Origin of the sequence: Streptomyces sp. NBC_01717 (genome assembly GCF_036248255.1) — a bacterium.
GTDB lineage: Bacteria > Actinomycetota > Actinomycetes > Streptomycetales > Streptomycetaceae > Streptomyces.
On the sequence record NZ_CP109178.1, the window covers coordinates 4,877,672 to 4,903,835 of the forward strand.

Here is a 26,164-nt window from a genome sequence, read left to right on the forward strand (position 1 = left end):
GCACGTAGGAAAGGTGGTCCGACGCGCGGGATGCGCGACGGCATCGCGACACCTCTTCCTCACGTGCGGCGTGCTCGCACCGAGCTCGGCGGCCACCGCATGGCGGGCGCCGAGCGGTGACTGCGGTCGAGTCGTGCGTGCAACGAGCGGAGGGTGTCGCGTCAGGCTGCGAGGGTGAATACGGGCGGAGGCCCGCGCCTGATCACCAGGTGCTGCAATGGATCGCCGGTGGCGGGAGCCGGGGCGTCGACTGCGGTACGGGGGATGTGCGGCCCGGTCGCCGGTTCGCCCGGGAGACCGGCGCGCAGTGCCCGTACAAGAGCGAGCGCGGCCCGCAGCGCACGCAACCGGGCCCCGGCCATGAGCTGCTTGGCGCCGTGCGCCGACAGCCGGACCAGCCGGAACAGTGCGATTTCGCCGCGCCGCAGCAGCCAGCCGGTGGCCAGCGCGGCCAGCAGGTGGCCGAGCAGCATGGGCAGGCTGGGCAGCAGACCGGCGAGCGCGGCCGGGTCGGTCACGGCGGCGACCGCCGCTCCCGTCGCGGTGGCCATGTGCTGGTGGCCCTGGTCCATCGCCGTCACCGTCGCCGGATCGATGCCTGCGTCGGTGACGATGCGGTGGGCGGCGGCGGCGTTCAGTTGCTCCGGGCCCGCGCCGCAGACGAGGCCTGCCGCGAACCGGATCAGTGAGCTGTCGCCCGCCGCGTCGGCCGTCGACGTGCTGGGGACGCCGTGCGAGCCGAGGCCGAAGAGCGTGTGCAGGGCGATCTGCCCGCCGGCCAGGGTGGTGGCGATGGACGGCATGGAACGCTCGCGTCCGGCGAGCGGCGCCACCACCGCGAAGACACCGAGGAAGCCCGCGAGCAGCGTCCACCAAGGAACGGTCGCGCAGGAGGCCAGTGTGTGACCTGCCGCGGACAGCGCGACACAGGCCGCGGTGAACACCGCGGCCCTCAGTAGCCGCAGACCGGCTCCGGCGCGTGCGACAGGCGTAGACATGGCGGGGTCATCATCGCACTGCGCCCCCGGCCTCCGTACGTCAGGTCCGGAAGGTCGTCTTCAGACCGGTTGGACACGAGGCGCGTGAGCTGGACGGGTCCGGCATACACGGGTGTACGGAGTGCTGGTATCCGCCGAATGAGCGGTCTCACATCAGAACTGTGCTTACGAACCGCCCACTGCGGCAATACGTATCGGTATGTCGAGCCGCAGCCAGGAGGCTGGAGCATGAGCATCTGGTGGTCACTCCATTTGCGGCGCGAAGCTGCGAGCGTTCCGCTCGCCCGTCGCTTCCTGCTCGGCACCATGGAGTCCGCGGGCGTGGATCCGGACATCTCTTTCGACCTGTCGCTCGCGCTCAGCGAAGCCTGTGCGAACGCTGTCGAGCACGGCGGGGAGCAGAGGAGCGCCAACGACCTCGTCGCCCCCGGGGACTGCGATCCATGGGACGCGTGGGACTCCTGGAGCGAGCAGTCCGGTACGACCTCCGGGCAGTACTGGGTCACCGCGTATCTGGACGGCGAGAAGTGCCGTATCGAAGTCGCCGACTCGGGGCCCGGCTTCCCCGCCCGGCGTGTGCTTCGCACTGCCGAACAGCCGTATGCGCATCAACCGCCCGCGCACCAACCGCAGCAGCTTCCGCCACTCAGCGCCGAGGACGGCCGAGGACTCTGCCTCATCGAACAGCTCGCCGACCACGTCCACTTCGCCAACCGCCCGGGCCGTGGTGCGGTGGTGAGCTTCGACAAGGTCCTGAAATGGCGGGAGGGCGCCCTGCTCATGGTGTCCTGAGCGGGGCGCCCTCCGACGCTCGGTGCCGACCGTCCCCGACCGGTCCCGGCCGTCGGTGATCAGCGCTTGATCAACCCTTGAGTCAGCCCTTGAGCTGAGCCATCCAGGCCTCGACCTCGTCGGCCTGGCGCGGCAGCTTGTCGGAGAGGTTCCGGTTGCCGTCCTCGGTGACGAGGATGTCGTCCTCGATCCGGACGCCGATGCCGCGGTACTCCTCCGGCACGGTCAGGTCGTCGGCCTGGAAGTACAGACCGGGCTCCACGGTGAGGCAGACGCCGGGCTCCAGCGTCCCGTTGACGTACGTCTCGGTGCGTGCGGCGGCGCAGTCGTGGACGTCCATGCCGAGCATGTGGCCGGTGCCGTGCAGGGTCCAGCGGCGCTGCAGACCCAGCTCCAGGACCTTGTCCACGGACAGATCGCCCAGCAGACCCCACTCGACGAGCTTCTCGGTGAGCACGCGCTGCGCGGCGTCGTGGAAGTCGCGGTAGTCCGCGCCGGGCTTGACGGCCGCGATTCCCGCCTCCTGGGCCTCGTACACCGCGTCGTAGATCTTCCGCTGCAGCGGCGTGAACGTGCCGTTGATGGGAAGGGTCCGCGTCACATCGGCGGTGTAGAGGTCATTGGTCTCCACACCGGCGTCGAGCAGCAGCAGCTCGCCGGAGCGCACGGGGCCGTCGTTGCGCACCCAGTGCAGGGTGGTTGCGTGCGGGCCCGCGGCGCAGATCGAGCCGTAGCCGATGTCGTTGCCCTCGATGCGGGCGCGCAGGAAGAACGTGCCCTCGATGTAGCGCTCGCTGGTCGCCTCGGCCTTGTCGAGGACCTTCACGACGTCCTCGAAGCCGCGCGCCGTGGCATCGCAGGCCTTCTCCAGCTCGGCGATCTCGAAGGCATCCTTGACCAGGCGCGCTTCGGAGAGGAAGACCCGCAGCTCCTCGTCGCGCTCCGCGGTGACCTTGTCGGTGAGCGCGGACTCGATGCCCGCGTCGTGGCCGCGGACGTTACGGACCGGTCCGGTGGCCTCCTTCAGCGCGGACGGGAGCTGACGTACGTCCTTCGCCGGGATGCCCAGCAGCTGCTCGGCCTCGGTCAGGGAGTGGCGGCGGCCGACCCACAGCTCGCCCTGGCCGTCGAGCCAGAACTCGCCGTTCTCGCGGTTGGAGCGCGGCAGGAGGTAGATGGTCGCCTCGTGCCGGTCGCCCTTCGGCTCCAGGACGAGCACGCCGTCCTGGGTCTGGTCGCCGGTGAGGTACGCGTACTCGGTGGAGGCGCGGAAGGCGTACTCGGTGTCATTGGAGCGGGTCTTCAGGTTGCCCGCGGGAATGACCAGACGCTCGCCGGGGAAGCGCTCGGACAGTGCGGCGCGACGGGCCGCGGTGTGCTCGGCCTGGGCGATCGGCTCGAGGCCGTGCAGCTCGGTGTCGGCCCAGCCCGACTTCATGTTGGCGGCGAGCTCATCGGAGACGCCCGGGTACAGGCCGTTCTTCCGCTGCTTGACCGGCTCTGTCTCTTCGGTCTCCGGGGTCTCCGGGGTGGGCTCCTCAGACACGACTTGTCTCTCCTTGATACGACACTGGACCCCGTCCATCGTACGGGCGTACGGAAGGGGGCCCAGGGCCGGAAGACCTCTTACAGAGACCGGCTGCCGAGAACCGTTGCAGAGACTGATCCGAAAGCGCGATCGCAGAGACCGAGCAGAGAGGCCGACCGGACGGCACCCCTCGGCCGAATCGCGAAGCGACGCTGATGATGCGGCTCAGTCGAAGCGCGCGGCCAGAATGACGATGTCCTCGGCGCTGTCCACCTGGTCGAGCCCGTTCGGCAGGACGGTGCGCAGCACATGGTCGACCACCGATCCGGCGTCCCGGCGCAGCGCCTTCGGTACGCTCGCGGCCGCCGAGTGGAGCCGTGCGAACGCCCGGTCCATCGAGTCGCCGGTGCGGCGCAGCAGCCCGTCGGTGTACAGCAGCACGATCTCGCCGGGCGCCGGAGCGAACTCCACGCTCGGCGCCTCCCAGCAGGCGAGCATGCCCAGCGGCGCGGACAGGGTGGTCTCGACGAACTCCGTGCGCCGGTCGCCGATCACCAGTGGTGGGGTGTGCCCGGCACCGGCCAGCACGATCTTGCGTGCGGCGGGCTCGCAATAGGCGAAGAGCGCAGTGGCGGACCGTGCGGGTTCGGTCAGCCGCAGCAGCAGTTCCAGATCGGAGAGCACGGCAACCGGATCCTCGCCCTCCATCACCGCGTACGCCCGCAGGCCGGCCCGCAGCCGTCCCATGGCGGTCAGCGCGCTGGGCCCGGAGCCGCCCACCGAACCGACGGCGAGACCGAGCGCACCCTCCGGCAGCGCCATCGCGTCGTACCAGTCACCGCCGCCGCGCGGTGCGCCGCGATGGCGGGCGGCCAGCTGCACGCCGGGGACCCGGGGCAGCCGGCCGGGCCGCAGCTCGTCGGTGAGGGCAGCCACTTCTGCCCTGGCCCGATGCAGTTCCAGCAGCCGAGCCAGGTGTGCGGCCGCGTAGCGGGCGTAGAGGCCGACGAGGTGGCGCTGGCGTTCCAGGGGTTCGGCAGGCTCGTCGTAGAGCCAGACGGCCGCGCCGAGCCGACCGGTCGCGGCGGTGGTGAGGGGCAGGGCGTAGCTGGCGGCGTATCCGAGCCGGGCGGCGACTTCGCGGTGGCGGGGGTCCAGGCCTGTGTCGCCGAGCAGATCGGGGCTGGTCTGGGGTCCTTCGGCGCCCGGGAGGCCGTCCAGGATCCTGCCGTACGAGGTTGCGCTGCGCGGCACCGTCTCGATGTGGCCGAGCTCGGCGTGGGCGAGTCCGAGACCGATGGTGGAGACCGGGCCGCGACGGTCGGAGGGTTCGAAGACGATCAGCCCGCGGCGGGCGCCGACGAGGGCCGCACCGGCACCGAGCAGCTCGTGCAACGCGTCGTCGAGGGTGTTGGTTCCGGCCAGGCGCTCGGTGAGCTCGTGCAGCGTGGTGAGGTCGGAGACCCAACCGGCCAGACGGTCTTGGAGAAAGGCTCCTGGCGCGGCCGGCACACCGTCCAGAGGCCCGGCAGTGTGCGCTGAAACAGGAACTGCGGGATCGATTCCAGCCACTTTCGGCAGGTGAGGGGCGCTCATGGCAACCGGCTTTCCGACCAGTGCGTTTCGTCGAATAGCATCGCAAACCCCCATGTCATTCTGCGCCGCTATCAGTGCATCCACATGTACACGCAGATGTAAGCCGATGTCCAGCATTGTCCCTGCGGGATTCGTGGTGTCCGCGCGACTACTAAGTTGGCCAAAAAATGCACCCTATGGGCGCTATTTGCTGTCGACTGGGTCTGGCTCGACAGGGGGTGCCCTCGGGGTGAAGTCCCGGGGGAGCGTCATTCCGGGCATGCTGGGTACGTAATCGGTGATGAACCAGGGGCAGTTCCGATCGCCCCGGAACCTGGCAGCGAGCCCGGACGTCCACACATGTGACGGCCGCGCCCCACCCCCGAGTGGCGGGGTTGTGCACCATGGGACGGCAGGCGCGATGCGCGCTGCCCCTCGCCATGTTTTTGGCTGGACCGGCTCAGCTCGACTCGGCTCACGCTCGGTACCGACGGGTTACCCGTACCGCAGACTTAGAGAGCTTGTACGCACGGTGAAGTAATGCACACGTGGTGTGACGCACGCGTGTTGTGATGTGGCCCTCGGCGTTCAACGGAAAGGAACGAGCGCTCATGCGCGAGATCCTCGGAAGGCGACGCAGGCTCCGGCTCCGGCGCAAGGCACGGCCCGCCCAGCTCGACGCGGCCCTGACCTGTGCCACCGCATGGCAGTGGCCCGTGCTTCCCGGAGTGGGGCTGAGCGCAGGCGGTGGTCGCGGTGACCGCGGCCGTGGCTGCGCCTGCCCCGATCCCGAGTGCGCCGTACCCGGCGCACACCCCTTCGATCCCGGTCTCCTCGCGGCGACCACCGACGAGCGCATGGTGCGCTGGTGGTGGACCAACCGGCCCACCGCGCCGATCATGCTGGCCACCGGGGGCCGCGCCCCGTGCGCACTCAGCCTGCCCGCCGTGGCCGGCGCCCGGGCGCTGACCGAGCTCGACCGGATGGGGATGCGACTCGGTCCGGTGGTGGCGACACCGACACGGTGGTCGCTGCTGGTCGCTCCCTACACCCTCGAACAGCTTGGCGAGCTGTTGCACGCCAAGGACTGGGTGCCCAGTTCGCTGCGTTTCCACGGCGAGGGGGGCTATCTCGTTCTTCCCCCCTCCGAGGTGGGTGCGGGACAGGTGCGCTGGGAACGGGCTCCACTGCCTGGCCCCGTGGCGCCCTGGCTGCCGGGTGTGGAGGCTGTGCTGGACGCGCTGGTCGAAGCGAGCAACAGCGCTCCCGACGGTGGCAGCCGACTCGCGTACTGAGAGGGACCGGTCGGCGTCCGTGGCGACCGGTGGGACTTCCGGGCGGGCGTACGGGCTGCTCGGCTCACTCGTTCGGGTGTGAGCCGTCCGAGTTTCTGCGTCAAATGAGTGCGCTCCACCCCGGCGCCGTCATTTTCGTCGATATCTTCGGCGCACCGTCAGGAATTCCCGCGCAGTCGACAGGTGGGGCCGCCATGAATCTCCGCATGATCGTTATGGCGGGTGTGGTGGTCTCCGCCGTCGTGCTTCCGCTCGCGGCTTCTGCGGAACCCGCGGGCGGCACCGGTCCCGTATCGCGTAATGCAAAGTCTGCCGGTGCAAAGTCCAGCGACGGCAGGCTTTTTGACGGGCCTTCCGGAATCGGTTCGAAGGAGCCTTCGAAGGAGTCTTCGGGGGCTGCTCCAAAGGGATCTTCGCAGGGGAGTTCCTGGCCCGGACTTCTGTCCGATATCGACTTGCCGGGCGAACGCGGGGAAGTCGGCGGGCCCGGCGGTGGTAGCGGCTCCGCCTTCACCGGATCGGCTGGTTCGGTGCTGTGGACCGCCGCCCGGTGCGGCCCCGAGCCGACCTCCCCCGAGGGCGTCGAAGGGCAGACCTGTGTCCTGGTCGACGGGCATGCCGCATGGGCGCGCAGCTACTACCGCAATACGACGGGTGACGAACTCCGGTCCGTACTCACGCTGATGGGGTCCGGAGGTCGGACCGTCGAAACGCACTGCACGGTGGAATCACGGGATGAGCCGGGCGACTGCGAGACGCCGCACCGCTCGTCGTACGGAGGTCCCGAGGAGTACGTGGCGGTGGCCGAGTATGCGGGCGGCGGCGGGGTGGCCGAGGAGGCTCCGCTGCTGTTGAGGTCCGGACCCGATCCGGCGCCTTCCGCGGCGGGTTGACGCCGGATCCGCAGTCGCTGTGCCCGGTCCCGTGCGTCGCTCCGTGCGCCGTGTCCGGGCATGAGAACGCCCGGTCGCTGGCGACGGGGGATGCACCAGCGACCGGGCTTCTAGAACGGTAACAAGAGATCTGCCGTTCGCAAATTCGATCTCGCTTATTCGGACAGCTATTTACTTGCGGGTACTGCGAGTTGTGACGTGAGTCACCGATCGGCCCGCCGCTGTCGTCAGACGGTCACGGTCAGCTGAGCGTCACCTGGCGGTTGGTGAGACCGCCGCGGGCCCGCCGCTCCTCCGCGGTGAGCGGCGCGTCCGAGGCGAGTGCCTGCGCCAGCCGCTCCGCGAGCTCGGCCGCGGGCTTCTCGCACTCCTCGGCCCCCATCGCGCTCGGCAGATCCCAGACCGGGACCATCAGTCCGTGCGCGCGGAAGGAGCCGACCAGCCGCGTCCCCTCACCGAGCGAGGAGGTGCCGGCGGCGTGCAGCCGGGCCAGCGCGTCGAGGAGCTGCTCCTCGGGGTGCGGCATGACCCAGCGCAGGTGGTTCTTCTCCGGGGTCTCGCACCAATACGCGGCGTCCACGCCGGAGAGCATGGTGGTCGGGATCGCCGCCTCGTTCGCACGCTCCAGGGATGCGGACACCTCGGGCGTGGCGTTCTCCGCGCCCGGGACCCAGAACTCGAAGCCGGAGTGGACGATCGGCTCGAACGCGGCTTCCGGGTCGAGCAGGTCCTGCAGGCGCGGCCCGTCGGCCGGTACGCGCCGGGCGGCGACGGGTGAACCGGGCTCGGTTTCCAGCGCGCATTGCAGGGTGTCCGCGAGGTCGCGGCTGAGGTCGCCGGAGGAGGTGTCGTTCTGCAGGGCGAGCAGGACGGAGCCGTCGTCGCGGCGCAGCGCCGGCCACGCCATCGGCAGCACGGTTGCGAGCGTCACGGCCGGCACGCCCTCGGGCAGTCCGCCCTTCAGGGTCAGTTCGACCGTTGCCGCGGGCACCAGCTCGCGCAGGGCGACCCAGTCGCACTCGCCCGCGAGGCCCTCGAACGGGCGCTGGACCAGCTCGGTCACGGCCTGGGCGGCGGCGCGGCCGTGACAAGCCTTGTAGCGGCGGCCCGAACCGCACGGGCAGGGCTCGCGAGCCCCGACCACCGGGATCTCGCTGTCCTTGAGCTGCTGCTTCCCGGCCTTGGTCTGAGGGCGCTTCTTGGCCATGGTGGGCTTTCTCCCGATTGCGACAGTGCGGTCTGGGCCGCGAGCCTAGCCGCCCGTGCCGGGTCCGGGGCACAGCCGCCCGGGGCGCATGGGGTGCGTGCGCCGGAGCGCCGGTGTGTCGCGATCCGTTCAGCCCCACCCGGACGTCGGTGCGCAGGCTCTTCCGTGCACACGATTCGCAAGCCCGTCGGTTCACCGGTCCGTGCGTACGCCGAACCGGTGCATCGGCCTCAGGCCACGTCAGCCCGCGTCGTCGAAGGCGTCGGCGAAGTCCAGCCCGTCGAGTTCCGGCAGATGCCCGTTCCCGTGGTCGCGCCCGCGGCCCTCGCTGACCAGCACCCACACGGTGACCTCGCCGGACGAGCTGTCGCGCACGCCCCACTCCTCGGCGAGCGCGCTGATGATGTTGAGCCCGCGGCCACCGCGCGCCGTCACGGACGGTGTGGCCGGAATCGGTCGGGTCGGACCGCCTCCGTCCGTCACCTCGACGGTCAGCCCGCCTGTTCCGTCGACGCGCCAGGCGGCACGTACGTCGCCGTCACCCACATCTGTGTGTCGCCCCAGCGGCCTGCCGTGTCGGCAGGCATTGCTGAGAAGTTCGGAAAGGATCAATACAGCATCGTCGACGACCGAATCCGACACCCCGTAACTGCGCAATTGCTCGCGCATCCGGTGCCGCGCCTGCCCCACGCCCGCAGGGCCATGGGGTACGGCCATGCTCGACGACGTGGGCACTTCCTGTGCCACCACCAACGCCACCCCCGAGACCTCCTTTGCCCCACGCCACGGAGTGGATGCCCTCCTGGACTGGACCGGAAACCGGCCAATGGCCTGCCAGTGACGCACTCGTAACGATCGAATACAGGCTGAATGCGCCGGTGTACACCCTGTAACTGATGTTAAAAGCGACCCAGTTGGGACAGAACCTGCTTTGGGCGATTCGTGATGATTGCCTCGACACCAAGGTGTGCGCAGAGCTCCACGTCCTCGGGTTCATTGACTGTCCAGACGTGCACACGGTGGCCGGCGCGGTGCAGCCGCTCGATGTAACCCGGGTGACTGCGTACGATCCGCAGCCCCGGACCGGCGATCCGGGCGCCGGCCGGAAGCCGCCCGTCGCGCAGCCGCGGCGAGACGAACTGCATCAGATAGACGGTCGGCAGGGTGGGCGAGGCGGCCTGAATGCGGTGCAGGGAGCGTGCCGAGAAGCTCATGATCCGGACCGGCGAGGGGCCCTCGTCCGGCGGAGTGTCGAGCTCGAAGCGCTTCAGCAGATGCAGCAGCCGTTCCTCCACCTGGCCCGCCCAGCGAGTGGGGTGTTTGGTCTCGATGGCCAGCTGGAGGGGGCGCCCGGCAGCGCGCGTCTCGACGACCAGCTCGAGCAGTCGCTCAAGAGTGAGTACGGAGGTGAGCTCGCCCGGCACGGGATCCCAGTCCGGGGACTCCTCGCGGTCCTTCCAGGAGCCGAAGTCGAGGGCGGCGAGTTCGGCGAGTTCCAGGGCGGAGACGGCGCCGCGGCCGTTGGACGTACGGTTCACCCTGCGGTCGTGCACGCAGACGAGGTGGCCGTCGGAGGTGAGCCGTACATCGCATTCCAGCGCGTCCGCGCCGTCCTCGATGGCCTTCCGGTAGGCGGCCAGGGTGTGCTCGGGAGCGTCGTCGGACGCCCCGCGGTGTGCGATGACCTGGATGGGATGTTGCATGGTGTGCTGCCGTGCGTGGGTCACCGCGTCATGGTGCCACCGAGCGGCGGCGGGGGTGCGTACCTTGCGGTGGGGGACCGTTTTGCCGGATATAAAGATTGGTGCACGGACGCACAGGTCCTGCTTACAGTGGCCTGACGGGTCATGGGAAAAGCTGGCTCCAGACACGTACACAGCGGATCTCTTGCCGAAAATTGATGAGGAACCGAGGAGTAAAGAGCTGTGAGCACAGAGAACGAGGGCAACGAGGGCACCGCGGCTCAGGCCGTTCCGTCCGTTCCGTCCGCACCTCCCGTGCCGGCCGCTGCTCCTGAGGGCACGCCTGCGCCCCCGTCGGCGCCCGCGGGCCCGGATTCGTCGGACGCGGCGGCGACGCAGCAGTCGGGACAGGCGATGGACTGGCCCCCGCCGCAGTCCCCCGGGCCGCAGCACGCGCCGTCCGCGCAGCCGCAGTCGGCCGGTGCCTGGCCGCCTCCCCCGCCTGCCGTTCCCGCGTACGCGCAGGGCGCGGGCGGTGCCGGTGGTCCGGTGTGGGGGGCGCCCAACCAGCTGCCGGCGCCGGCGGCCCCGCGGAAGGGGCGCGGCAGCGGCCTGGTGGCCGCGGTGGCCGTCGCGGCGCTCGTGGCGGGCGGCATCGGCGGCGCCCTCGGCTACTGGGCCGCCGACCGGAACGACAGCGGCAACTCCTCCGGGTCGACCACGGTCACGGCGTCGACCAATCCGCAGGCCCTCAAGCGCGACCCCGGCACGGTCGCAGGCGTCGCGGCCAGGGCGCTGCCCAGCGTGGTCACCATCGACGCCCAGAACGGCGACGGCGAGGGCGGCACGGGCACCGGCTTCGTGTACGACAAGGAAGGCCACATCCTCACCAACAACCACGTGGTGGCTTCCGCGGCGAACAATGGCCAGCTCACGGCGACGTTCTCCAACGGCAAGAAGTACGACGCCGAGGTGGTCGGCCGCGCGGAGGGTTACGACGTCGCCGTACTGAAGCTCAAGAACGCGCCGTCGGGGCTCGCCCCGCTGCTCCTCGGCAACTCGGACCAGGTCGCGGTCGGTGATTCGACGATCGCGATCGGCGCGCCGTTCGGTCTGTCCAACACGGTCACGACCGGCATCATCAGCGCGAAGAACCGCCCGGTCGCCTCCGGTGACGGCTCCGGCGGCAGCAACTCGTACATGAGCGCACTGCAGACCGACGCCTCGATCAACCCGGGCAACTCCGGCGGCCCGCTGCTCGATGCGCGCGGTGCGGTCATCGGTATCAACTCGGCCATCCAGTCGACCGGCAGCAGCGGTCAGGCCCAGGCGGGATCCATCGGCCTCGGTTTCGCGATCCCGATCAACCAGGCGGAGAACGTCGCCCAGCAGCTGATCAAGACCGGTCAGCCGGTCTACCCGGTGATCGGTGCCACGGTCACCATGGACGAGAAGACCGGCGGCGCCGTCATCTCGGAGCAGGGCTCGGGCGGCACGCCGCCCGTCAGCCCGGACGGGCCCGCCGCCAAGGCCGGTCTCAAGGCGGGCGACGTCATCACCAAGTTCAACGAGACGGTGATCGACAGCGGCCCGACCCTGATCGGCGAGATCTGGACCCACAAGCCGGGCGACAAGGTCACGCTGACCTACAAGCGCGACGGCAAGGTGTCGACGGCCGAAGTCACCCTGGGGGAGCGCAAGGGCGACAGCTGACCGGCTAGGCTGTCCTCGCGTCAAGGCCGGTCCATGACCGATGACGCGGGGTGGGTTGCCCGAGCGGCCTAAGGGAACGGTCTTGAAAACCGTCGTGGCAGCGATGTCACCGTGGGTTCAAATCCCACACCCACCGCAGCACCTGTGAAGGGGCGTCCGAGAGGACGCCCCTTCTGCGTGCGCGGCCGACTGTGTCGGTACCGGTCGGTGGTGCGGGCTCAGGGGAATCGGCCGGGGCGTTCGGCGTCCTCCGGGCCCATGGGGCGGCCGGAGGTGAGCCGGTCGGCCGAGGCGATGGTGGCCCGGGCCTCGCGTTCGGTGAGGCCGGTGCGGACTGCGGCGTCGGTGAGGGCGTCCGCCAGGGCGTCGCCGAAGCCGTGTTCGTACGCACGGCAAGCAGCCCAGAAGAGCCGGGTGTTGCGCTGTCCTTCGTGTGCCGCGAGAACGAACTGGACCAGGCCCTGGCCGTGGTGGGGGCGGCCGGAGGGGTGGTGAGGACGTGCGGGGGGCGTGAGCAGACGGAGGAGCGCGCGAGGGCAGGGGGCCGGGGAGAGGTCGGCGGCACCGGGGGCGAGTCGGTAGGTGCCGCGGGTGGTGACCGAGCCCGGACCGACCAGGTAGCCGCCGGTACCGCGGATGTCGATGCCGGGGGCGAGGCGGCTGGCGGAATTCGGTACGGATACGCCGGGCGGGCCGGTGAGCCAGATGTGGCGGCCGCCGCTGGGAGTGATCACCGTGACCGTCGGCGGGATGGTGAACAGGTGGTGCAGTGCCAGCTGCTGGAGGGCCACCACGGAGTCGTTCCGGCCGGTGGCGTCGATGTCGAGGTCGACGCCGATGAGGTGGTGCGGGGCGCGGCCGCAGGCGATTCCGTAGCCGGTGGCCCAGGGGGCGGCGGCGAAGAGGGCGCGTACGGCGGCAGGGTTCGTGGTGGCGTCGTGGACGCCGTGTCCGGGGAGGCCGCAGGCGCCTCGGCAGGTGACCGGCCGGTCCTCGTCGTGATGGGGAGAGCGCAGGGCGGGGAGCTTGGTGGCGGACAGCGGGATGACGGGGAGCCCGTGCTCGGCAGCGGAGAGCGCGTGGGCGAGGGCCAGGGTGGCGGTCTGCCGGTCGGTGATGGCCATAGCTCTATATTCGTACAACTGTTCGAAGAAAGGAAGAGGTGGCGGGGGTGGGGCGGGCGGCGGTGGAGGACGCGTCCGGATCGGTCGCTTTGGATTGGCCGGGCCGGATCGCGCAGGGCGGAAGGGCGAAAGATGTGCCGAAACGCTTTTCCTCTTGGGGTGCGCGGGATTGCGCGGTGCCGGAGTGCGTGCCGGGGGTGTGAGCTGCGGCTTCGGGGACGAGCAGGAGGTTTATCGGGTGTTCCTCATGCTTGCGGGGGAATCGGTAGACCTGGGTGGTTCGCCGGGGATTCGGTGGGCAGTTTTGGTCTCGCGACGTCGTGACCAAGAACGAGGCGGTCGGCCAACTGCCTCGAAACCAGCCGCACTTTGGTTCCTGGAGGAAATTGACATGGCAAGCATCCGTACCGCTCGCGCCCTCGCCGCCGTTGCCGCACTGCCCCTCGCCGTCGCGCTCTTCGGCGGCGTCGCCCAGGCCGACAACGGCGCGTTCGCGAACGACGGGTCGAACGCGGGTGTCGCGACGATCAGCGGCAGTGGAGTCGGCAGGAACAACTCCGGCAACTCGTCGACGTCGCAGCAGCAGGCCACCGGTTCCGGGGCGTCGAACCAGAGCAACTCGGCGCAGGTGAACCGCTCTGCGTTCACCACGATCTACCAGCTCAACAGGAATGTCACGGTGAACTTCACAAAACTCTGGTGAGCCGGGGTCCGCCGTGGGCCGGTCGGGGGGCCGGCGCGGGGTGGGGTGAACAACGGCCTGCGCGAAGTCGCTTCTGCGTCTTCGCGCAGGCCGTTCGCGTTTCCCGCGCAGGAGCGTTCGGGTGTCGCCGACCTTGACAGCGGCCACGAATCTGACGGACAGTCAGAAACCCTGACCCGTACGCCCGCGTCCGGAAGGCCCGCCGCCGTGCACCTCGCCCCGACGGAGCGTCAGCAGCAGCTGCGCGCCGAGCTCCGCACCTATTTCCGCGATGTGATCACCGGGCCGGACGTGGCTTCCGGGACGGATGTGACGTCCGGGATGCGGGCAGGACGTGCCGATGATCCGGCCGAGCAACGCCGACTGCTCCGTCGGATCGGCTCCGACGGGATGCTCGGACTGGGCTGGCCCGTCGAGTACGGGGGTCAGGGCCGCGGTCCCGACGAGCAGTTCGTCTTCTTCGACGAGGCGTACCGGGCGGGTGCGCCCGTGTCCATGGTCACGCTCAACACTGTCGGCCCGACCTTGATGAAGTACGGGACCGAGGCGCAGAAGGCGTACTTCCTGCCGCGGATTCTGAACGGCGACCTCGTTTTCGCGATCGGTTACAGCGAGCCGGAGGCCGGCACGGACCTGGCCGCGTTGCGCACGAGAGCGGTGCGGGACGGGGACGCCTGGGTGATCGACGGGCAGAAGATCTTCACCAGTAATGCGCAGAACGCGGACTGGATCTGGCTCGCCTGCCGTACGGATCCGGATGCGGCCAAGCACAAGGGCATCTCGATCATCCTGGTCCCGACGGACGCCCCCGGGTTCGCCTGGACCCCCATCGAGACCGTGGGTGGTCTGACCACGACGGCCACCTACTACGACGGGATACGGGTACCCGTCACGAATCTGGTCGGCGAGGAGAACGGCGGCTGGGGGCTGATCACCAACCAGCTGAACCATGAGCGGGTGGCGCTCGCCGCGATCGGGATGCAGGCCGAGGAGTTCTACGAGGCGGTGCTCGCCCACGCCCGTACCCCCGATCCGGTGAGTGGGCGGCGCGCCGTTGACGAGCCGTGGGTGCGGTCCCGGCTGGCCGAGGCCTATGCCCGGCTGGCGGCAACGCGCCTGCTCAACTGGCGTTTGGTGGGGGATGTGGGGGCGGGCTCGCTGGCCCCCGGCGAGGCGAGCGGCGTGAAATTCATGGGAACCGAATCGGCCGTCGAGGTGTATCGAATGTGCCAGGAAATCGCGGGCGAGGCCGGGATGGTCCGCGGTGGTTCGCTCGGCTCCTTCGGGGACGGGGAGCTGGAGCGGATGAACCGGGCGGCGCAGATCAACACCTTCGGGGGCGGGGTGAGCGAGGTGCAGCGGGAGATCGTCGCGACGATGCGGCTCGGCATGAAGAGGGGGAAGCGGTGACGGACGTGCGATACGGGCAGGGTGGCGGGAGCCCCCGGGACGGGCGCGGCGGGCAGGGCGGGTCGGACGAGTTGTACGAGCGGCTCAAGGCGTACGAGGGGCGGGCGGCCGCCACTGCGGGCATCGGCAAGGACCTGGTCAACGAGCCGATGATCAGGCATTGGTGCGAGGCCGTGGGAGACACGAACCCGGCGTACGCGGGGCCTGGGGCGATTGCTCCGCCCACGATGCTGCAGGCGTGGACGATGGGCGGCCTGTCGGGGCACTCGGACCGTTCCGGGGCGTACGACGAGCTGTTCGCCCTCCTCGACGGCGCCGGGTACACCTCGGTGGTCGCGACCGACTGCGAGCAGGAGTATCTGCGTCCGCTGCGGCCGGGGGACCGGATCACCTTCGACGCGGTGATCGAGTCGGTGTCGAAGCGGAAGACGACCGGGCTGGGGACGGGCTACTTCGTCACGACGCGGATGGATGTCCGGGCAGCCGGGGAGCCGGCCGGGACGCACCGTTTCCGGATCCTCAAGTACACGCCCGCAGCGGTGAGGCGAGGGGCGAAGCCGGGAGGGCCGCCCGGGATGAAGGAAGGCGGCCGGAGTCTGCGGCCGAGGCCGGTGATCAATCGGGACAACGCCGGGTTCTGGCAGGGCGTCGCCGAACACAAATTACTCATCCAGCGGTGCGGGGAGTGCGAGACCCTCCGCTTTCCCTGGCTGCCCGGGTGCAACGAGTGCGGTTGCCAGGAGTGGGACACGGTCGAGGCGAGTGGCGAGGGCACCGTCTTCAGTTACGTAGTGATGCACCACCCGCCCTTCCCGGCCTTCGGCGCCTCCGACGACGCCGGGCCGTACGCGGTGGCGCTGATAGAGCTGGCGGAAGGCGTACGGATGGTCAGCAATGTGGTCGGTGTGCCGTACGACAAGGTGCGGACAGGGATGCCGGTCAGGCTGGAATTCCTGCGCACAGATCCGGAGTTGGAGCTTCCGGTCTTCCGGGGGAGCGAGGGTTGACATGGACTTCACGCCCACGGAGGAGCAGACCGCGGCGCAGGGTCTCGCCGCGCAGATCTTCGGAGATCTGGCCACGCACGAGCGGCTGGCCGCTGCCGGGACGGGGACGGACACCGAGCTGTGGAAGGAGCTGTGCGCGGCCGGGTTGACGGCCGCCGTCGAGGAGATCGGGCTGCTGGGTCTGGTGCTGCTGCTGGAGGAGCAGGGGAGAACGACTGCGCAGGTGCCGTTCGCGGTGACCTGTGCGTACGGGCTGCTTGCCGTCGCCGAGCACGGTACGGACGAACAGCGGGAGCGACTGCTTCCGCCACTGCGGGACGGCACTGCTGTCGCCACCGGCGCCTTCCCGGCACGCGATGGTCTACGGGCCGACGGGGAAGGGCGGTTGAGCGGCAGTGTGCCCTATGTGCCGTGGCTTCGGGACGCTGCTCTGGTGCTCGTGGCGGACGTGGACCGGGAGCTGTGGATCGTACGGACCGCCGACCCGGGCGTGGCGGTGACACCTGTGGAGACCACGGCCCCATGGTCGGCGGCCCGGCTCGCCCTGGACCGGGTGTCCGGCGAGCGGCTCGGTGGTCCGGAAGGACGGACGGGCACGGGCACGGGGACGAACAGCGCAACCGGGACAGCGGCGTATGAAGCTGTGCTGGCCGCGAGCCGAACGGCGTTTGCGGGGTTGCAGGCCGGGGTGTGCGCCGGGTCGCTGGCCAGGGCGGTTGCCCACACCACCACCAGGGAGCAGTTCGGGCGCCCGCTCTCCACCAATCAGGGGGTGCTGCTGCGCGCCGCCGATGCCCATATGGACACCGAGGCGATACGGGTCACCGCATACGAGGCGGCGTGGCGCCACGACAAGGGGTTGCCCTACGCGGCCCAGGCGCTGACCACGGCCTGGTGGGCGTCGGAGGCGGGAAAGAGGGTCGTGCATGCCGGACAGCATCTGCACGGTGGGACGGGCGCCGACCTCGATCACCCCGTGCACCGGCACTTCCTCTGGGGCCGTCAGCTCGACGCCTATCTGGGGTGCGGCAGCGAACTGCTGCAGGAGCTGGGGCAGTTGCTGGTGAAAGAGGGGTCGCAATGAAGGTCGGCGAGGAGCTGCCACCGCTGGAGGTCGCGGTGACCCGCACCTTGATCGTTGCGGGCGCCATCGCCTCCCGCGACTACCAGGACGTGCACCATGACGCCGAGCTCGCACAGCAGAAGGGCTCCCCGGACATCTTCATGAACATCCTGACGACCAACGGCCTGGTCGGGCGGTACGTCACCGACCAATTCGGTCCCTCGGCGGTGCTCCACAAGGTCGCCATCAGGCTGGGCGCGCCCAACTATCCGGGGGCCACCATGGTGTTGAGCGGCACCGTCACGGCCCTCGGAGACGACGGGACGGCCGAGGTGACGGTCGTCGGAGCCAATGGTCTCGGCAGGCACGTCACCGGCAAGGTGACCGTCAGTGTTCCGGAGGGATCCGCATGAGCGTGCGCAGGGCCGATTCGCTCGGTGGGCGGGCCGCGATCGTAGGGATCGGGGCGACCGAGTTCTCCAAGGACTCCGGGCGCAGCGAACTGAAGCTGGCCGTCGAGGCGGTGCGGGCCGCCCTCGACGACGCAGGGCTGACCCCCGCCGATGTCGACGGCCTGGTCACCTTCACGATGGACACCAGCCCCGAGATCACTGTGGCCCAGGCGGCCGGCATGGGGGAGCTGTCGTTCTTCTCCCGCATCCACTACGGGGGCGGGGCGGCCTGCGCCACCGTGCAGCAGGCGGCGCTCGCCGTGGCGAGCGGGGTGGCCGACGTGGTGGTCTGCTACCGCGCGTTCAACGAGCGTTCGGGGCGCCGCTTCGGTTCCGGGGTGCAGCACCGGGAACCGACGGCTGAGGGAACTGCGCTCGGCTGGAATCTTCCCTTCGGGCTGCTCACCCCGGCCTCCTGGGTCGCCATGGCCGCCCAGCGCTACCTGCACACGTACAACCTGACGCCGGAAGCCTTCGGCCACGTCGCGGTCACCGACCGGCGCCATGCCGCGCGCAACCCGGCGGCGTACTTCTACGAGAAGCCGATCACGCTTGCCGATCACGCCGCGTCGCGCTGGATCGTCGAACCTCTACGGCTGCTCGACTGCTGTCAGGAGACCGACGGCGGACAGGCGGTCGTCGTCACCAGTGCGGAGCGGGCCCGCGACCTTCCCCGGCCGCCGGCAGTGATCATCGCCGCCGCTCAGGGTGCCGGACGGGCGCAGGAACAGATGACCAGTTTCTACCGTGACGGGCTGACCGGACTGCCGGAGATGGACGTCGTCGCCAGACAGCTCTGGCGTACCTCCGGACTCGCTCCCGCCGACATCGATGTGGGCATCCTCTACGACCACTTCACTCCGTTCGTTCTGATGCAGCTGGAGGAGTTCGGATTCTGCGGAGTGGGTGAGGCCGCCGACTTCGTGGCGGACGACGCGCTGCCACTGAACACACATGGAGGCCAGTTGGGGGAGGCATATCTGCACGGGATGAACGGCATTGCGGAGGCGGTCCGGCAGATCCGGGGCACGTCGGTGAATCAGATACCCGGGGCGGCCAGAACGCTGGTGACGGCAGGCACGGGGGTCCCCACCTCGGGACTGATACTGGGCACGGACGGCGCATGACGGGGGCGCGGGGCGGTGGGGTCGTCCTCGGGCGACCCTGAGTCCTGATGACGGCCTCTACTCCTTCAGGAGGTGGGGCCGACCCCACCCCTACAACCTGAGGCGGACGTGGCTTCGGGACCTGGGGCCGATCCCCCGGGGTAGTGCCCACTCCTAGCGTGGACCTATGACCACGCCAGTCTGCACGGGCGCCCCCAGGGGAGCCGCTGCCGCCACCGGATACGCGCCGCACACCTCGTCGGTGTCGCACACGCAGCACGCGCCACGCGCCTCATCGGCGTCACGCCCGCAGCACGTATCGGCCACCACGCAGGCCTCGCACACCGCGCTCACTCCGTACGGGCCGCGTGCTCCGTACGTTCCGTACCCGTCGTTCTCGTCGTTCGTGCGGGCGCGGGGGCCCGTGCTGCTGCGTACCGCTCGCTCGCTCACCGCGAACCCGAGTGATGCCGAGGATCTGCTGCAGACCGCGCTCACCAAGACGTACGTGGCGTGGGAGCGGATCGAGGATCACCGGGCGCTCGACGGCTACGTTCGCCGGGCGCTGCTGAACACCCGGACCTCGCAGTGGCGCAAGCGCAAAGTCGACGAGTTCGCCTGTGACGAGCTGCCCGAGCAGGAGGCCTCCCCGGCGCCCGATCCCGCCGAGCAGCAGTCCTTGCACGATGCGATGTGGCGGGCCGTGCTGAAGCTTCCGGACCGGCAGCGGGCGATGGTCGTCCTGCGTTACTACGAGGACCTCAGCGAGGCGCAGACGGCCGAGGTGCTCGGTGTGTCCATCGGCACCGTCAAGAGCGCGGTCTCACGAGCGCTCGGCAAGCTCCGCGAGGACCCGGAGCTGATCCCGGTGCGCTGAGCCCGAACCTCGCCGGCGGGCGGCCAGCACGGCGGGCTGACGGGTCGGCAGGCCGCTGGGCGCGGGCTCGCGAGGCCTTCCGGGTGGTGCGACGGTGGGGGTATCAGCCTTCCTCCCAGGACACAGAAGCCGAGAAAGGTGGCGACGGTCATGGCTGAACATCCGCATGCCGCGCTGGTCCGCAAGGGCTACGAAGCCTTCAACCGCGGTGACATGGAGACGCTGGCCGAGATGCTGACGGGCGACGCGACCCACCATGTCCCGGGCAGCAGTCCACTCTCCGGTGACTACAAGGGCCGGGACGAGATGCTCGCGTACTACCGGCGGCTGGCCGAGGAATCGGACGGCACGATGACGGTCACACTGCTGAATGTACTGGTCGACGGCCGGGGGCACGCAGTATCTGTGCATCGGGTCCTCGCGAAGCGCAAGGGGCGGACGATCGACGCCATGGGCGGCATCGTCTTCCGGATCATCGGCGACAAGGCCACCGACCTTGACGAGTGCATGGAAGACATTGAGGTCAGCGACGAGTTCTGGTCCTGATTCCCGGTTTCCGGCACCGCGGGCCCCGTCGGCACGCCGGCCAGGGGAATCCGACGGAAACCGATTCGTACTCCCGGGAGTAGTGACATACCGAGCGGTATGTGCGCAGAATCAGCGGAACCTTACTGCCGCGTAGCGCCCACCGGGAGGACGCCGTGCTGAGCACCATGCAGGACGTACCGCTGACTGTCACCCGCATCCTGACGCACGGGATGACGATCCATGGGAAGTCTCAGGTCACGACCTGGACCGGCGAGCCCGAGCCGCAGCGGCGAAGCTTCGCCGAAGTGGGCCGTCGTGCCACACAGCTCGCCCACGCCCTGCGCGACGAGCTCGGTGTCGTCGGCGACCAGCGGGTGGCGACCCTCATGTGGAACAACGCGGAGCACATCGAGGCGTATCTCGCGATCCCCTCCATGGGCGCGGTGCTCCACACGCTCAACCTGCGGCTTCCCGCCGAGCAGTTGATCTGGATCGTCAAGCACGCGGATGACAAGGTCGTCTTCGTCAACGGCTCGCTGCTGCCGCTTCTTGCGCCGCTCCTCTCCCACCTGACGTCGATCGAGCATGTGGTGGTCGTGGGGCCCGGCGACCGTTCGGTGCTCGACGGAGCCGTACCGCAGGTGCACGACTACGAGGAGCTGATCGCCGGCCGCCCGACCAGCTACGACTGGCCCGAGCTGGACGAACGCCAGGCCGCCGCCATGTGCTACACCTCCGGCACCACCGGCGACCCCAAGGGCGTCGTCTACTCCCACCGTTCCATCTACCTGCACTCCATGCAGGTCAACATGGCAGAGTCGATGGGGCTGTCCGACAAGGACACCACGCTGGTGGTCGTCCCCCAGTTCCATGTCAACGCCTGGGGTCTTCCGCACGCGACGTTCATGACCGGCGTCAACATGCTCATGCCGGACCGCTTCCTGCAGCCCGCTCCGCTCGCCGACATGATCGAGCGTGAGAAGCCGACCCACGCCGCCGCCGTCCCCACCATCTGGCAGGGACTGCTTGCCGAGGTCACCGCCAACCCGCGCGATCTGACCTCGATGGCCCGCGTCACCATCGGCGGCGCGGCCTGCCCGCCCGCCCTGATGGAGGCGTACGACAAGCTGGGTGTCCGCCTCTGCCACGCCTGGGGCATGACGGAGACGTCGCCGCTCGGCACCATGGCCAACCCGCCCGCCGGTCTGACGGAGGAGCAGGAGTGGCCGTACCGGATCACCCAGGGCCGTTTCCCGGCCGGCGTCGAGGCGCGGCTGGTCGGCCCCGGCGGCGACCAGCTGCCCTGGGACGGCGAGTCGGCCGGTGAGCTGGAAGTGCGCGGACCCTGGATCGCAGGTGCGTACTACGGAGGTGCGGACGGCGAGGCACTGCGCCCCGAGGACAAGTTCAGCGACGACGGCTGGCTGAAGACCGGTGACGTCGGCGTCATCAGCGAGGACGGCTTCCTCACCCTCACCGACCGCGCCAAGGACGTCATCAAGTCCGGCGGGGAGTGGATTTCGAGCGTCGAGCTGGAAAATGCCCTGATGGCGCACCCGGATGTGGCCGAGGCCGCCGTCGTCGCCGTCCCGGACGAGAAGTGGGGTGAGCGTCCGCTCGCGACCGTGGTCCTCAAGGACGGCGCCACCGCCGACTACGTCACCTTGAAGGGGTTCCTCGCGGAGGCCGGCATAGCGAAGTGGCAGCTGCCGGAGCGCTGGACGCTCATTCCGTCGGTGCCGAAGACCAGCGTCGGCAAGTTCGACAAGAAGGTGATCCGCAAGCAGTACGCGGACGGCGAGCTGGAGATCACCCAGCTCTGATCGACGGGTCCGAGGGGTTCCTCACGGTCTGAGAGGGTCCGCCGGGCGCATCCGACGAGGGCGGTACGGAATCCCGTACCGCCCTCGTCGGATGCGCCCGGCGTCGGTCAGTTCGTGCCGATCTTCGCCAGCAGGTCGACGATGCGGGACTGCACCTCTTCGCTCGTCGAGCGTTCCGCCAGGAACAGCACGGTCTCGCCCGAGCTGAGCTTCGGCAGTTCCGCCCGGTTCATGTCGGCCGAGGTGTAGACGACCAGCGGGGTCCGGTTGAGCTGGCCGTTCGCGCGCAGCCAGTCGATGATCCCGGCCCGGCGGCGGCGTACCTGCATCAGGTCCATCACCACCAGGTTCGGCCGCATCCGGGTGGCCAGCGCGACAGCCTCGTCGTCGGTGGCGGCCCGCGCGACCTGCATGCCGCGGCGTTCCAGCGTCGCCGTCAGTGCCACCGCGATCTCCTCGTGCTCCTCGATCAGCAGCACCCGCGGCGGGTGCTGCTCGCTGTCGCGGGGAGCGAGCGCCTTGAGGAGTACAGCGGGGTCGGCACCGTACGCCGCTTCCCGCGACGCCTGCCCCAGACCGGCCGTCACCAGTACCGGAACCTCCGCGGCCACCGCCGCCTGGCGCAGCGACTGCAGGGCCGTACGCGTGATGGGGCCGGTCAGCGGGTCCACGAAGAGTGCGGCGGGGAATGCCGCGATCTGGGCGTCCACCTCCTCGCGGGAGTGCACGATCACCGGCCGGTAGCCGCGGTCGCCCAGCGCCTGCTGGGTGGAGACGTCGGGCGCGGGCCAGACGAGGAGCCGACGCGGGTTGTCCAGCGGCTCCGGGGGCAGCTCGTCGTCGACCGGTTGCGGCGACGGACGGTTGGCGACCTCCACCGCGCCTCCCGGACCGTCCAGCGGCTCCGGACCTTCGGCGCCCTCGTCGGGTGCCCCGATCGCGTATGCGCGCCCCTCGGCCGCAGGGGCGGACAGCAGTTGCCCGGAGGTGCTGGTGGTGGGAGCGGCAGCGGGCTGCGCAGTAGCCGCCGGCGCGGCACCGGGCTGCGCGGCGGCCGGATGCGGCACGGCGGGCTGTGCGGTGCGCTCGGCCTCGGGCGGGGCGGCGAGCTTACGGCGCCGGCCGGCGCCGCCGAGCGTCTGGTTCTGCTGATGGGCGAGGTGCTGGACGAACGGCACGCCCTGCCCGAGCGTCCGCACGCTGAACGCGCGCCCCTGCGTCGAGTCGGCCGACGCGGAGGCGGGCATGGGGGCCTCGGCCGGCAGCGGCTGGCGCCGTGCATCCGGTACGGACTCGGCTGCGGGAGCGGGCACGGGCGCAGGTACGGGCGCGGTGTCTCGCGGGCGGCTCTCTGCCACACCGGCGGGGTCGGTGGTGCCGGTGGTGTGGGTGGTGTGACCCGCTCCGGCCCAGTCCGGGCCGTCACCGGGGGGTGTGAGGGAGGCCTGCCCCTGTCCCGAGGTGCCGTTCTCCGCCCAGCCCCCTGGCTGCGCGGGCAGCCCGGGCTGCGTCGGCTGCTGCAGGGGCTCCGGCTGATCCGGCTGCTGCGGCGCGCCGGCCTGACGGGCCCGGCGGCGGCCGCTCGGCGTGGGGTGTGCCTGCGGTGGCGTGTGCTCGTCGTGCGGGGCCCGCACGGTGTCATGGCGTCCGGGCAGCGAGGGGTCCGCCTCACCGGCCGTGGGCGGGATCCGGTCGGCCTCGGCCGGCGGGAGCGCGAACGCGGTCCGCGGCCCCGCCGACTCGGCCGGAACGGACCGGTCCTGCGCGGTCCCGAGCGCCCGCCGGGCCCGACGCCCGGTCGGCTGCTGGGCCTGACCCTGCTGCGGTCCGCCCTCACTCTGCCCCTGGCCGGCGGCAGGAGCGACTGCCGGGAGGGCCAGCTGATTCTCGTTGCTCTGACGAGTCCGGTGCCCGCCCGCAGACGCCGGCATCGGCATCTCGGCCGGAACACCCTGCGGCGGCACGGTCTGCCCGCGCTGCGGACGGCCGCCACCGCCCTGTGCGCCCTCGGCCGCCGTCACCACGGAGCCCTCGGACGGGGCCGCGACACCGGGCAGAGCCAACGCCTGCCCGGGCCCCTGCCCCGGCTGCGGAGACTGGGTGGACTGTGCGGGCAGCGACGACTGCGCGGCCGCCTCGGCCGGGCTGGGCCTCCCCCGCCTGCGGCCGGATCCCTCGCCCTGCTGCTGGGCGGGGACGAGCCCCTGAGGCGACTGCGGACCCTGCTGGACCTGCTGAGCCGGCTCCTCCTGTGTCACCGCTTCACGCCGCGCCCGGCGCCGTCCGGTCGGCTCCACCGCCCCAGGGCCGGCCTCCGGTCCGGCTTCCGCCGCACCCACCGGGCTCTCCAGGAAGGCATCCGTCGACGCCCTGCGGGCCCTGCGCCGCCCGCCGGGCGGTGTGCCCGGCTGCTCCTGAACGGCACCGGCCCCGGCAACACCACCGACCGTCGCCTCCACCGGTGCCTGCACGACGGGCGGCTCCGGCGGCGTCACGGTGCCCGACCCCGCGCCCAGCGGCACCTCCAGTACATACGCGCTGCCGCTCATTCCCGGCATCTCGTGCGTCTGGAGGACACCGCCGTGCGCCCGCACGATTCCGCGCACGATCGGCTCGTGCACCGGGTCTCCCCCGGCGAACGGTCCGCGCACCTCGATCCGGACGACCTCACCGCGCTGCGCCGCCGCCACGACCACCGTCGAGTCGACATAGCCGCCGCCCGGCACCACACGTGCCTTGCCGGTCGAGTCCACCCCGGCGACATCCGCGACCAGATGCGCGAGCGCAGTCACCAGTCGGCCCGCGTCGACCTCGGCCTCGATCGGCGGCGCGTGCACCGCGAACTGGGCCCGGCCGGGGCCGATCAGCTCGACGGCGGCGTCGATACCGGCCGTCACGACGCCGTCGAGCAGCACGGTCTCCTTGATCAGCTGCTCCGCACCGCTGTCCAGCCGCTGGAAGCCCAGCACGTTGTCGACGAGCGTCGTCATGCGGGCATAGCCGGCGGCCAGGTGGTGCAGGATCTGGTTGGCCTCGGGCCACAGCTGGCCCGCCGGGTCGGCGGCGAGCTTGAAGAGCTCGCCGCGCAGCTCCTCCAGCGGGCCGCGCAGCGACTCGCCGAGTACGGCGGTCAGCTGGTGGTGCCGGGCGGTCAGGTCCGTGATCCGTTCGGCCTGCTCCTCCAGCTCTGCCGAGTACCGCTCGGTCCGGTCGGCCAGCTCGGTAGCGTGCTGTTCGGTGAGCTCGGAGACTTCGGCGGTGTGCTGTTCGGTGAGCTCGGTGACCTCGGTGGCGTGGCTCCCGGTCAGCTCGGTGAGCTGAGCAGTGTGCTGCTTGGTGAGTTCCTCGTACGGCCTGCGGTCGGTGAACGTCATCACCGCGCCGACCAGCTGCTCCCCGTCGCGGACGGGCGCGGTCGTCAGGTCGACCGGCACCGGTGCACCGCTCTTGGACCACAGGACCTGCCCGCGCACCCGGTGCTTGCGCCCGGACTTGAGCGTGTCGGCGAGCGGTGACTCCTCGTACGGGAACGGCTCGCCCTCCGCACGCGAGTGCAGGATGAGCGGGTGCAGCTCCTGGCCGCCCAGGTCGCTGGCACGGAATCCGAGGATCTGCGCGGCGGCGGGGTTGACCAGAACGACCCGGCCGTCCGTGTCCGTACCGACGACACCCTCGGCCGCGGCCCGCAGGATCATCTCGGTCTGCCGCTGCGAACGGGCCAGCTCGGCCTCGGTGTCGACGGTGCCCGAAAGATCCCGTACGACGAGCATCAGCAGCTCGTCACCCGTGTAGCTGCCGGTGTAGCCGGCCTGGAAGTCGTTGTACGCGGCCTGCCCGTCCTCCAGGCTGGCGCTGGTGACCTCGACCGGGTACTCGGTGCCGTCGGTCCGCCGCGCGGTCATCCGCGTCGGTTTCGTACGGCCCCGCTCGTCCGCGGCCTCGGGCCTGCGCATCGACCCCGGAATCAGCTTGGAGTCGAACTCCGGAAGCAGATCGAGCAGTCCACGACCGACGAGCGCGGTGCCCGGAGTCTCGAACATTTCGAGGGCGATGGTGTTGGCGTTGACGACCGTGCCGTTGCAATTGACGAGCAACAGCCCGTCCGGAAGGGCATCGAGTATGGCTGCGAGGCGAGCAGCGCCTCGGGATGGCCTGCTGCTCACGACGACGCTTCCTCCCTGATTACCGCACCTTGCCGACAGCGGGCCCCATCTTGCCCCTCGGGCCGCAGGCTGTCACTGGAGGAGTCTAAAGGCAGGGGAGGGGCATCCGACGGCGGATGAGGGGGAGCTCTCACCAAGGTTCTGTGCATACGGTGTACGACTCCTGCTCTGTGCGAGTCCTGTGAAGCTCCCGGCACGGGTTCTGCGACGAGCTCGGCCGCCCTG

The 26,164-nt window shown here is 70.4% G+C and carries 21 protein-coding genes and 1 tRNA gene; 14 read left to right on the top strand and 8 right to left on the bottom strand.

Annotation, left to right across the window (positions count from 1 at the left end):
• Positions 1 to 161 precede the first annotated feature (161 nt).
• Positions 162 to 998, bottom strand: coding sequence for a hypothetical protein (locus tag OHB49_RS22085; protein ID WP_329162397.1), 837 nt, complete (start codon positions 996 to 998; stop codon positions 162 to 164).
• A gap of 228 nt (positions 999 to 1,226) precedes the next feature.
• Here OHB49_RS22085 and OHB49_RS22090 point away from each other — a divergent pair, with 228 nt between their 5' ends.
• Positions 1,227 to 1,790, top strand: coding sequence for an ATP-binding protein (locus OHB49_RS22090; protein WP_329162399.1), 564 nt, complete (start codon positions 1,227 to 1,229; stop codon positions 1,788 to 1,790).
• Positions 1,791 to 1,872: 82 nt separating this feature from the next.
• On the opposite strand, the gene OHB49_RS22095 is transcribed toward OHB49_RS22090, so the two are convergent.
• Positions 1,873 to 3,336, bottom strand: a complete 1,464-nt coding sequence (locus OHB49_RS22095) for an aminopeptidase P family protein (protein ID WP_329162401.1) — start codon at positions 3,334 to 3,336, stop codon at positions 1,873 to 1,875.
• Positions 3,337 to 3,543: 207 nt separating this feature from the next.
• A complete protein-coding gene (locus OHB49_RS22100; RefSeq protein ID WP_199919227.1) occupies positions 3,544 to 5,031 on the bottom strand; it encodes a PP2C family protein-serine/threonine phosphatase in 1,488 nt (495 codons plus the stop codon).
• 473 nt (positions 5,032 to 5,504) lie between these two features.
• Between OHB49_RS22100 and OHB49_RS22105 the strand changes: the two genes are divergently transcribed.
• Complete coding sequence (locus OHB49_RS22105) at positions 5,505 to 6,188, top strand: bifunctional DNA primase/polymerase (RefSeq protein WP_030973875.1); 684 nt, start codon at positions 5,505 to 5,507, stop codon at positions 6,186 to 6,188.
• 455 nt (positions 6,189 to 6,643) lie between these two features.
• The gene (locus tag OHB49_RS22110) at positions 6,644 to 7,081 is read left to right on the top strand and encodes a hypothetical protein (RefSeq protein ID WP_329162406.1); all 438 of its coding nucleotides are present in this window, start codon (positions 6,644 to 6,646) and stop codon (positions 7,079 to 7,081) included.
• Between the two features lie 241 nt (positions 7,082 to 7,322).
• On the opposite strand, the gene OHB49_RS22115 is transcribed toward OHB49_RS22110, so the two are convergent.
• From OHB49_RS22115 to OHB49_RS22125, 3 genes are all read right to left on the bottom strand, one after another.
• Positions 7,323 to 8,288 (bottom strand): DUF5926 family protein, encoded by a 966-nt coding sequence (locus tag OHB49_RS22115; protein ID WP_329162408.1) that lies wholly within the window; start codon positions 8,286 to 8,288, stop codon positions 7,323 to 7,325.
• Between the two features lie 240 nt (positions 8,289 to 8,528).
• Entirely contained in the window at positions 8,529 to 9,134 is a 606-nt protein-coding gene (locus tag OHB49_RS22120) for an ATP-binding protein (protein ID WP_078852794.1), read from the bottom strand.
• A 53-nt stretch (positions 9,135 to 9,187) separates the two neighbouring features.
• On the bottom strand, positions 9,188 to 9,991 hold the full coding sequence (locus OHB49_RS22125) for a glycerophosphodiester phosphodiesterase (protein ID WP_234432893.1): 804 nt from the start codon (positions 9,989 to 9,991) through the stop codon (positions 9,188 to 9,190).
• A gap of 222 nt (positions 9,992 to 10,213) precedes the next feature.
• On the opposite strand from OHB49_RS22125, the gene OHB49_RS22130 reads away from it, so the two are divergent.
• Both OHB49_RS22130 and OHB49_RS22135 read left to right on the top strand, forming a co-directional pair.
• On the top strand, positions 10,214 to 11,683 hold the full coding sequence (locus tag OHB49_RS22130; protein ID WP_329162410.1) for a S1C family serine protease: 1,470 nt from the start codon (positions 10,214 to 10,216) through the stop codon (positions 11,681 to 11,683).
• A gap of 49 nt (positions 11,684 to 11,732) precedes the next feature.
• Positions 11,733 to 11,819, top strand: a tRNA-Ser gene (locus OHB49_RS22135).
• Positions 11,820 to 11,901: 82 nt separating this feature from the next.
• Here the strand turns inward: OHB49_RS22135 and OHB49_RS22140 are convergent.
• On the bottom strand, positions 11,902 to 12,807 hold the full coding sequence (locus tag OHB49_RS22140; protein ID WP_329162411.1) for a bifunctional DNA primase/polymerase: 906 nt from the start codon (positions 12,805 to 12,807) through the stop codon (positions 11,902 to 11,904).
• A 391-nt stretch (positions 12,808 to 13,198) separates the two neighbouring features.
• Between OHB49_RS22140 and OHB49_RS22145 the strand changes: the two genes are divergently transcribed.
• The 9 genes from OHB49_RS22145 to OHB49_RS22185 all read left to right on the top strand — a co-directional run bounded on the left by OHB49_RS22145 (position 13,199) and on the right by OHB49_RS22185 (position 21,776).
• A complete protein-coding gene (locus OHB49_RS22145; protein WP_030973885.1) occupies positions 13,199 to 13,510 on the top strand; it encodes a hypothetical protein in 312 nt (103 codons plus the stop codon).
• Positions 13,511 to 13,717: 207 nt separating this feature from the next.
• Positions 13,718 to 14,920, top strand: coding sequence for an acyl-CoA dehydrogenase family protein (locus OHB49_RS22150; protein ID WP_329162413.1), 1,203 nt, complete (start codon positions 13,718 to 13,720; stop codon positions 14,918 to 14,920).
• A 5-nt stretch (positions 14,921 to 14,925) separates the two neighbouring features.
• On the top strand, positions 14,926 to 15,927 hold the full coding sequence (locus tag OHB49_RS22155) for a bifunctional MaoC family dehydratase N-terminal/OB-fold nucleic acid binding domain-containing protein (protein ID WP_329166578.1): 1,002 nt from the start codon (positions 14,926 to 14,928) through the stop codon (positions 15,925 to 15,927).
• 1 nt (position 15,928) lies between these two features.
• Entirely contained in the window at positions 15,929 to 17,011 is a 1,083-nt protein-coding gene (locus tag OHB49_RS22160; RefSeq protein ID WP_329162415.1) for an acyl-CoA dehydrogenase family protein, read from the top strand.
• Entirely contained in the window at positions 17,008 to 17,403 is a 396-nt protein-coding gene (locus tag OHB49_RS22165) for a MaoC family dehydratase (protein WP_329162417.1), read from the top strand. Before OHB49_RS22160 ends, OHB49_RS22165 begins: the two co-directional genes overlap by 4 nt.
• A complete protein-coding gene (locus OHB49_RS22170; protein WP_329162419.1) occupies positions 17,400 to 18,569 on the top strand; it encodes a lipid-transfer protein in 1,170 nt (389 codons plus the stop codon). The genes OHB49_RS22165 and OHB49_RS22170 overlap by 4 nt, the downstream gene beginning before the upstream one ends.
• Before the next feature lie 166 nt (positions 18,570 to 18,735).
• Positions 18,736 to 19,425 (top strand): SigE family RNA polymerase sigma factor, encoded by a 690-nt coding sequence (locus tag OHB49_RS22175; protein WP_329162421.1) that lies wholly within the window; start codon positions 18,736 to 18,738, stop codon positions 19,423 to 19,425.
• Positions 19,426 to 19,575: 150 nt separating this feature from the next.
• A complete protein-coding gene (locus tag OHB49_RS22180; protein WP_329162423.1) occupies positions 19,576 to 19,971 on the top strand; it encodes a nuclear transport factor 2 family protein in 396 nt (131 codons plus the stop codon).
• A gap of 155 nt (positions 19,972 to 20,126) precedes the next feature.
• Positions 20,127 to 21,776 (top strand): long-chain fatty acid--CoA ligase, encoded by a 1,650-nt coding sequence (locus OHB49_RS22185; RefSeq protein ID WP_329162424.1) that lies wholly within the window; start codon positions 20,127 to 20,129, stop codon positions 21,774 to 21,776.
• Between the two features lie 107 nt (positions 21,777 to 21,883).
• On the opposite strand, the gene OHB49_RS22190 is transcribed toward OHB49_RS22185, so the two are convergent.
• Positions 21,884 to 25,939: a hybrid sensor histidine kinase/response regulator gene (locus OHB49_RS22190; protein WP_329162425.1), complete on the bottom strand. Its 4,056-nt coding sequence runs from the start codon at positions 25,937 to 25,939 to the stop codon at positions 21,884 to 21,886.
• Positions 25,940 to 26,164 lie beyond the last annotated feature (225 nt).

What these genes read in the sequence shown, in the direction of transcription:
- OHB49_RS22100 (WP_199919227.1), bottom strand. Translation starts at nt 5,031, where the DNA reads ATGCTGGACATCGGCTTACATCTGCGTGTACATGTGGATGCACTGATA.
- OHB49_RS22140 (WP_329162411.1), bottom strand. Translation starts at nt 12,807, where the DNA reads ATGGCCATCACCGACCGGCAGACCGCCACCCTGGCCCTCGCCCACGCG.
- OHB49_RS22115 (WP_329162408.1), bottom strand. Translation starts at nt 8,288, where the DNA reads ATGGCCAAGAAGCGCCCTCAGACCAAGGCCGGGAAGCAGCAGCTCAAG.
- OHB49_RS22175 (WP_329162421.1), top strand. Translation starts at nt 18,736, where the DNA reads ATGACCACGCCAGTCTGCACGGGCGCCCCCAGGGGAGCCGCTGCCGCC.
- OHB49_RS22170 (WP_329162419.1), top strand. Translation starts at nt 17,400, where the DNA reads ATGAGCGTGCGCAGGGCCGATTCGCTCGGTGGGCGGGCCGCGATCGTA.
- OHB49_RS22145 (WP_030973885.1), top strand. Translation starts at nt 13,199, where the DNA reads ATGGCAAGCATCCGTACCGCTCGCGCCCTCGCCGCCGTTGCCGCACTG.
- OHB49_RS22180 (WP_329162423.1), top strand. Translation starts at nt 19,576, where the DNA reads ATGGCTGAACATCCGCATGCCGCGCTGGTCCGCAAGGGCTACGAAGCC.
- OHB49_RS22105 (WP_030973875.1), top strand. Translation starts at nt 5,505, where the DNA reads ATGCGCGAGATCCTCGGAAGGCGACGCAGGCTCCGGCTCCGGCGCAAG.
- OHB49_RS22165 (WP_329162417.1), top strand. Translation starts at nt 17,008, where the DNA reads ATGAAGGTCGGCGAGGAGCTGCCACCGCTGGAGGTCGCGGTGACCCGC.
- OHB49_RS22085 (WP_329162397.1), bottom strand. Translation starts at nt 998, where the DNA reads ATGTCTACGCCTGTCGCACGCGCCGGAGCCGGTCTGCGGCTACTGAGG.
- OHB49_RS22125 (WP_234432893.1), bottom strand. Translation starts at nt 9,991, where the DNA reads ATGCAACATCCCATCCAGGTCATCGCACACCGCGGGGCGTCCGACGAC.
- OHB49_RS22090 (WP_329162399.1), top strand. Translation starts at nt 1,227, where the DNA reads ATGAGCATCTGGTGGTCACTCCATTTGCGGCGCGAAGCTGCGAGCGTT.
- OHB49_RS22160 (WP_329162415.1), top strand. Translation starts at nt 15,929, where the DNA reads ATGGACTTCACGCCCACGGAGGAGCAGACCGCGGCGCAGGGTCTCGCC.